The 7,615-nt window shown below is 50.6% G+C and carries 7 protein-coding genes; 3 read left to right on the top strand and 4 right to left on the bottom strand.

What is annotated here, in order from left to right; genetic code table 11:
* Positions 1 to 125 precede the first annotated feature (125 nt).
* From VZ94_RS18515 to VZ94_RS18505, 3 genes are read left to right on the top strand one after another with little or no spacing between them, the layout of a single operon-like run.
* On the top strand, positions 126 to 1,130 hold the full coding sequence (locus tag VZ94_RS18515) for a CHAT domain-containing protein (protein WP_045780358.1): 1,005 nt from the start codon (positions 126 to 128) through the stop codon (positions 1,128 to 1,130).
* 8 nt (positions 1,131 to 1,138) lie between these two features.
* Positions 1,139 to 1,756: an AAA family ATPase gene (locus VZ94_RS18510; RefSeq protein WP_045780357.1), complete on the top strand. Its 618-nt coding sequence runs from the start codon at positions 1,139 to 1,141 to the stop codon at positions 1,754 to 1,756.
* Positions 1,716 to 3,791: a tetratricopeptide repeat protein gene (locus VZ94_RS18505; RefSeq protein ID WP_045780356.1), complete on the top strand. Its 2,076-nt coding sequence runs from the start codon at positions 1,716 to 1,718 to the stop codon at positions 3,789 to 3,791. The genes VZ94_RS18510 and VZ94_RS18505 overlap by 41 nt, the downstream gene beginning before the upstream one ends.
* 159 nt (positions 3,792 to 3,950) lie before the next feature.
* Here VZ94_RS18505 and VZ94_RS29660 read toward each other — a convergent pair whose 3' ends face one another.
* From VZ94_RS29660 to VZ94_RS29655, 4 genes are all read right to left on the bottom strand, one after another.
* Complete coding sequence (locus VZ94_RS29660; RefSeq protein ID WP_239650069.1) at positions 3,951 to 4,160, bottom strand: nucleotidyltransferase domain-containing protein; 210 nt, start codon at positions 4,158 to 4,160, stop codon at positions 3,951 to 3,953.
* Complete coding sequence (locus tag VZ94_RS18495; protein ID WP_045780355.1) at positions 4,147 to 4,557, bottom strand: nucleotidyltransferase substrate binding protein; 411 nt, start codon at positions 4,555 to 4,557, stop codon at positions 4,147 to 4,149. The genes VZ94_RS29660 and VZ94_RS18495 overlap by 14 nt, the downstream gene beginning before the upstream one ends.
* A 333-nt stretch (positions 4,558 to 4,890) precedes the next feature.
* Positions 4,891 to 6,732: a DNA mismatch repair endonuclease MutL gene (mutL, locus tag VZ94_RS18490; RefSeq protein WP_045780354.1), complete on the bottom strand. Its 1,842-nt coding sequence runs from the start codon at positions 6,730 to 6,732 to the stop codon at positions 4,891 to 4,893.
* Between the two features lie 74 nt (positions 6,733 to 6,806).
* Positions 6,807 to 6,980, bottom strand: a complete 174-nt coding sequence (locus VZ94_RS29655) for a hypothetical protein (protein ID WP_239650068.1) — start codon at positions 6,978 to 6,980, stop codon at positions 6,807 to 6,809.
* Positions 6,981 to 7,615 lie beyond the last annotated feature (635 nt).

Raw genomic sequence — 7,615 nt, 5'->3', positions numbered from 1 at the left:
CTTCGAGTTAGTTGATTCTATTCGACGAGTTGTTTATTACCGACCGAAGACGCCCAAGCCATCAAAACCTCGTGTTAATAAAGGCGTTCCTAATAAGTGGAAAGAAAAGCGGGCTAAGAAAATGGGTGCTACTGGCTAAAGTCAACAGTATTGCCTGCAAGCCTGGGCAAACATTGCCAGCCACGCCAATCGGCGTTTTTTCGGTGTACCTCGACACCACACCCGACGACGACCTAGAACCCGCAGCCGCCGAAACCGCCCGCGAAGTCGCTACCTTATTGCTGGGTTTGCCTTGGGAATTGCTGCACGACGGCGACAGTTTCTTGTTCCAAGGCGCAAAACCCACGCGAGTGCGCCGTCGCTTGCCTAGCATCAAAGTGCTGGACGTGCCTGTCGTCGCTCCACCTATCCGCATTTTGCTGATAACCGCCCGCCCGGAAGACGCATCCTGCGGCTACATTAATCACCGCGCCAGTGCTTTGCCGTTGGTAGAAGCGATGGAGCAACTCGGCGGCTTGGTGAAATTGCGCTTGCTCAATCCGCCGACCTTGCCTGCCTTAAGCGCGGAGCTTGACCGCGCCCGCGACCTGCGCCAGCCTTACCATGTCGTCCATTTCGACGGTCATGGCGTGTTTGACCGCCAATGCGGCTTAGGCGGCTTGTGTTTTGAGCATCCGCAAGACGTGGGCAAGCTGGACAATCGCCGCCACCAAACCATTTACACCAACCAACTAGGGCCGCTGCTCAACCAACACCGTATCCCGCTGGTGTTTCTGGAAGCCTGCCAAACCGCGCAAGCCGAACAAGCCTCGGAATCGGTTGCCTCGGAATTGTTGAAAGTCGGCGTGGCTTCCGTCGTCGCGATGAGCCACAGCGTGTTAGTCGAAACCGCCCGGCGCTTTGTGCAAGCCTTTTACCAAGCCTTGGCAAACAGCAAACGCGTCGGCGATGCCATGTTGGCCGGGCAACGTTCCCTTAAAGACGACAGCTTTCGCGGTTCAATTTTTGGTGGTGGCGAACTGCACTTGCACGACTGGTTTGTCCCCGTATTGTTTCAAGAAAAAGCCGACCCGCAATTATTCCGCGCCATTCCCAGCCCGCAAACCCAAGCCGATGTGAAACCGCGCTGAGCAACCGTATGGGTGTATTGCCGCCCGCACCGGAAACTGGCTTCATAGGCCGCAGCCGCGACTTGCTGGCCTTGGAACGCCTGCTGTGTGGAGCTGGCACAAGTCCGCGCTATGCCGTCATCCGTGGCCAAGGCGGCGAAGGCAAAACCGCGTTGGCAGTGGAGTTTGCCCGCTGGTTGGTGCGCTCGCAGCAAATCCAGCGCGTGGCTTTTGTGTCGGTGGAAAGCAACGGCAATGCTGCCGCCGTGCTGTTCGCGCTGTGCCAACAACTGCTGGTCAACGACAGCGCCACGCTCACTGATGCCAATAAAGCCCTGCAAGCCTTGGAACGGGCTTTGAAAGAACAGACCACGTTGCTGGTCATCGACAACATGGAAAGCGTGTTGCTGCCGCCGTACCTTGCCGTCAGCACGCCCGACGCTTTAACCGAAGACGCGGCGCGGGAACTGCAAGCTATCCTCAATCTGTGCGCCAAGCTCAACGCCATCGCCGACACTCGTTTGCTGTTCACCAGCCGCGAAGCCTTGCCCTCGCCTTTCGCCCATGCTAAACACCTGCGCGAACTGAAGCACTTGGCCTTAAGCGATGCCGTCGAATTGGTGGAAAAAAGTCTTAGGCAATATTGAAACCGGCGCCGCCGCTCGCCGCAGCCAACTGGCGGACATTGAAGACTTGGTCAAAGCCGTCAACTGCCACGCCCGCAGCCTGGCCTTGCTGGCAGAACCGATACGCCAACGCGGCATCAGCGCCACCCGCTTGGCCTTGGTGGAGTTAATAGCCGATATGGAAAGACGCTTCCCCGGCAACCGCGAGCAATCTTTATACGCCAGCGTGGAGCTGTCCTTGCGCCGCTTGTCTCCGGAGAATCAAGAGCGGGTAAAAGCTTTGGCGGTGTTTCATGGTGGGGTGAATTTGGCTGTGTTGCAAGTGATGATGGAATGGGAACAGGAAGATGTAGATGACATCGCGCGGGAACTCATCAGCACGGGCTTGGCAACCGAAAATCCTTATCTCCATATCAGCTTAGACCCTGCGCTTTGCCCTTATTTGCGTGAGCAATTGACAGCGGCAGGCCTGGGCAATGATGGACAAACACCCGCTCTGCCGCAGACTTTTGATGAAATACAAACCCGCTGGGCAGCGGCAATGCGCGACTATGTAGATTTCCTTGTCCAACAGCGCAAACAAAAACCCGAAATCGCCGCCACGCTGACCTTGCTGGAACTCGCCAATCTGTTCGCGGTACTGGAATACAGCCAGCAAGCGGGCGACGCTGCCGCCACCATAGCCCTTACCACCGACCTTTACAGCTTGTTACAAAACTTGGGCAAACCGCGCTTGTTGGTAAAAGTCGGGCAAATGCGCGATGCCGCCGCCGAACGCTTGGGCGCAAGCTGGAGCCATGCCCAGTTTGAAGCACAACGCACTCGCACCGAGCAATTGCTGGCAGACGGGCAATATCCTGCCGCCTATAACGCTGCAACAGCCTTGTTGCAGCAAGCGCGGGCAATGGGAATGCAGGCTTATGACGGTGCTGATTATGATTTAGCGATGGCTTGCATGATTATGGCGGAAGTATTTTATCGATCAGGCAACGCCGCCCCCGCCTTGCCGCTCTTGATAGAAGCCCGGCAGGGTTTTGCCGCGATTGCCACAGCACAGGACAGCAAAGCGGCGGCAAGGATGGCTGCCAAATGTCTCAGCGAACAAGGTCATTGCCTAAGCGATTTAGGCCGCTTGGATGAGGCGGCTGCGGCTTACGAAGAAAGGATACGACTAGGCGAGCAACAAGGAGATGAACGCGGTGTTGCGGTAGGCAAATTCCAGCTAGGCACAGTTTATCTGTATCAACGCCTTTACCCACAAGCCTTGGCTGCTTATGAACAAGCCCGCGATCAGTTTGCCCAACTGCAAGAATTAAGCATGGTAGCCACGGCATGGCATCAAATCGGCATTGCCTATCAGGAAGCAGGCCAGCCGGAAGCGGCGGAAGCGGCTTATCAGGAATCCTACCGTCTTGAGGTGCAATTGCACGATACCACCGGACAAGCCGATACCTTAGGCCAACTGGGCAACTTGTATGACGCTGCCCTCAACCGCCCAGAACAAGCCGCCCAGTTTTACAGACAAGCGGCGAACATCTGCCAACAACTCGACGATAAGGCGGGCGAAGGCCGTCAGATGAACAACCTCGCCGAGACCTTACGCAAACTTCGCCATTATGAACAAGCCCGCGCCGCCATCCAACGAGCTATCACCTGCAAAACCGAGTTCAGTCATGCCACCACACCGTGGACTGCTTGGGCCATCCTCGCCAACATAGAAACCGACTGCGGAAATGAGGCAGCCGCCAGCAACGCCAAACAGCAAGCCATAGCCGCTTATCTGGCCTATAGACGCGACGGAGGCGAAAACCACGATACCGAAGGCCGCATCGCCCATGCCGTCCGCCAAACCTTAAGCGCCGACGGCACAACCGCAGCCATTGTCTTGCTGCAAGACTATCTGGCTAATTCCGATTTGCCCAACCATGCCCGCACCTACCTAAACGCCCTCATCGCCGTCTTAAGCGGCAACCCCGACCCCAACCTCGCCGCTGCCAACGATTTGGATTACGGCATGGCTGCCGAAATTTTGCTGCTCATCGAAGCGCAAAGGTAAGCATTCCCGCGCTAACAAAAAAGTTGGTTTTAAACCCCATCATGCTGATAAAACAACTGCCCGACACGTTGGATATGGTCCTGTAAATCGGGATTATCAATCTGTGTGTAAAGCGATAAATCCACTGTATAAGGCAACAGCAAATCGTCGATGTCTGTTTCAATCCGGTTTAGTAAAGTGTAGGTTAATGTGTCGCCCAATAAGGTCAGCAATATCAGAACCGGGGCGATAAGTGCCTTTTGCCCTAGAACCATACAAGATAGCTTTTTTAATCTGTGGATACTGGGCAAACACATCTGAAATAGCGCTAATAGTGCGTTGTTTTAACCCAAATCGCTCACGGGTTAGGGTTGCGTTAGTCGATGTCATCCGGCAAATCCCGCAAGGTGTCGCGCAAAGCGACAAATAAACTGAAAAAGCGTTGTTTAATGTTATTAGCAATGGCGTCTGCCGTTTCCTGATTATACGTGTGGCTGGTACGGTTCCTATCTCGAATCATGTCCATCCAACTATCGCCATCCTTCAGCAAATCCAGCTTGAATGCCGCACGGGTCGCATCTTTTGAACCGTGGATATTTTGATGCCCTTTTTCCAACAAATAATCACGCAAGACATTCCAGGCCAGCTCATGCGTATATTCAAATGCTTGGATTAAACCTTGCTCTTCCAACTCGTTAAGTTCGCCTTTGTCGATAAATTTGGTCAATTGCGCGAGTGCTTTTTGGTAATTGGCAAAGCGTTGTTTCCAGCGGAGGTCTTGGGTCATAGGCTATGCAAACTCTCTAAAAATTATTGAAAATTTGTACATGAAATGGAGTATCTTACAAGTCAAAAGGCATTAAGTTGCCCTTTTTTCGGTATCTTGTACTGCCGTAGGGTGTGCTGCGCGCACCTTTCAACATCATTAAAAATCAATGAAAAATTAAAAAGGTGCGCACAGCGCACCCTACCCAAAAACTTAACCGTTTGAAGTATACTTTAAAATGGTTAAGTTTTTGGTTTTTACAGATCACTGATCTGGCCTAGGCCCGATTTCAAAAAACGAAAATTTGAACGTTTACGATAGCCGATAATATGCGTTATTCGTAGCAATCATCACCTACTGCCCACGCCAAAAAAACTTATCTAAATCCTGTTTAGTTAACGCCACCCAAGTGGGTCTGCCGTGGTTGCACTGCCCGGCGCGTTCGGTTTGCTCCATTGCGCGTAATAACTCATTCATCTCATCCCGGCTTAAACGACGACCAGAACGCACCGCGCTATGGCAAGCCGAGCTGGCTAAACGTTCTAGCAACACGTCTTGCACTCGATTACTTACCCCAACCGCTAACCAATCTGCTAACACATCGCGGATTAACATTTCTACATCAAAGTCTCTTAATAACGCCGGTATGGCTCTTAACACCACCGTATCAGGCCCCATGCGGGTTAGCTCAAAACCTAATTGGGTTAACAAGGTATGCTCAGTCTCGACTAAATCCGCTTCTGGCTCAGTCACGGTCATTTTAATCGGCAATAACAACGGCTGCATGACCACCGCGCCATGTTGTTGTTTGAAATTTTCATATAACACTCGCTCATGGGCGGCATGAGCATCGACTAATACCACACCTTGTTCGGTTTCGGCCAAAATATAGGTGTTATGTAAATGCGCAATTGCAAAACCTAATGTCGGTGTCTCTGAAGTGGTCACCCGAGGTTCTTCTGGCTCGCTTATCGCCGGACGCTGTAGCTGTGCATAACGACTGACTTGCTCGCCGACGAAACTCGGTAGTTTAGTTTGTTCGGGTTTTGCATAACTAGGGCGATGAGCGCTGTAATTCGGCTCAGAATGAGACGCTTTATATGAAGAGCTAGCGCTAGGTAAAGAACGTGATTCGGCAGGCACGGCCAGCGTATCGAAAGCGTGTGTAGGCAATAACTCCACTACCGATTTACCAGGCCGAACATCGGCTAGGGTTTTATGTATCGCGGAGAATAGAAAATCATGCACTAAGCGCCCTTCCCTAAATCTGACTTCTAATTTGGTCGGATGCGCATTGACATCGACTAAGGCAGGGTCAACCGATAAATACAAGACAAAAACGGGATGTCGGCTTAGATGCAGCACATCTTGATAGGCTTGCTTAATCGCATGAGCGACTAATTTATCTTTTACCAAGCGATTATTGACGTAAAAAAACTGCATGTCTTGTTGGCTACGCGAAAACGCAGGCAAACCTATCCAACCGGTTAATTGCATCTCTGATGCGGCACTATTACAGGCCACGGCATTAGCGATGAAATCAGCGCTAAGTACATGCGCTAGCCGCTGCTGCTGAGTTTTTACATCTAACGCCGGTTTAAGTTTAAGCAGCTCTTTTTGGTTATGGGTTAAAGTTAAACCCACATCAAACCGGCTTAACGCCATGCGTTTTATCAAGGTTTCGATATGACCAAATTCGGTTTTATCAGATTTTAAGAATTTACGCCTAGCCGGAGTATTAAAAAACAAATCTTGCACGGCAACGGTTGTGCCGGGAGGGTGTGGGTCTGGTTGCGGTTCAGTATCGACTTCGCGACCATCGGCGACGATTTTCCATGCACAATCCGCATCGTGCTTCCTTGAGATTAAACTAACTCGCGCTACTGAACTAATACTTGCCAATGCCTCACCGCGAAAGCCCATGCTGGCTACATGCTCTAAATCGTCTAAGCTTGCGATTTTACTGGTGGCATGACGCGCTAACGCCAGTTTCAAATCCTCTTTATCAATCCCACTACCATTATCGCGAATTTTGATTAGCCTAAGTCCACCTTGTTCTATATCGACTTGAATCTGATCTGCCCCGGCATCGAAGGCATTTTCAAGTAATTCTTTGACTACCGATGCCGGTCTCTCTACGACCTCACCGGCGGCAATTTGATTAATAAGTTGAGAAGATAACGGTTGAATACGCATAAAAAAAAGACCGGCTGAAACAGCCGGTCATTATGGCAAGCCTTGATAAGACTGCTAGAGGTTTTAGTAAACAATTAAAGCTCGCCGCTTTCAAGCTGCTCTAAATAAAAGAATTCTGGCGCTTCAACACCGGCTTGCTGCCTAATCGCCACCAATTCAGGCGATTCAAAAAACGCTCTGGCATTAGCCAAAGAACACCATTCCGAGAAATGGACAATCTTATTGGCGTCAGTATCGAACTTAAGCACTTGGTAGCGTTGCTCACCGGCATTTTTTTCTTAAACTTGCGGCTTCATCAAAGATTTTTTTCCACGCGTGATAATCTTTAACTGCGTGGATGATTAGTACATGTGCCATAAGTGTTTCCTTATGAAAAGTTATTTTAATTGGCTACCCGCTTAAGACGGGACAGCTAAAACGGTAACAGCGTCATCTCGGCTCGGCAACTGCTCCTGCGTTGCTAAGCCACATGGATGTATTTGAAGCTTTGCCATCCATGGCGCCTGGATTCCGGCAATCCCTGCCGGAATGACGGTTTAGCCCTATGGACTAAAATTAAAAGTGTCGCATCTTGAGTGAGTTGCATTTTAATTGAAAACTTAAGACTTAGCCGCATGACTCGCTGCACATGATTTCATCTAAGCTTTTTATTCAGCCTGTCACTATTGATAATTGCTTAAAAATTCACAAACACCGAGCCCATGACTAAATGCCGCATAGTGCTATTTTCATGGTGCGAATCGTCTACATACTGATTCATATAACCTAATTCAGCGCGGACACTTTTATTAAAACGTCCAGCCTAATCCAGCAAAAGCGCGGTTTTGGTCAAAACCAGAATCACCACCATACTTCGTGGTATTTAACCGGATAAAAACTCATC

Source organism: Methylocucumis oryzae (assembly GCF_000963695.1).
GTDB classification, from domain to species: domain Bacteria; phylum Pseudomonadota; class Gammaproteobacteria; order Methylococcales; family Methylomonadaceae; genus Methylovulum; species Methylovulum oryzae.
Note: the sequence above shows the minus strand (reverse complement) of the source record. Positions and strands in the feature narration are given on the sequence as shown.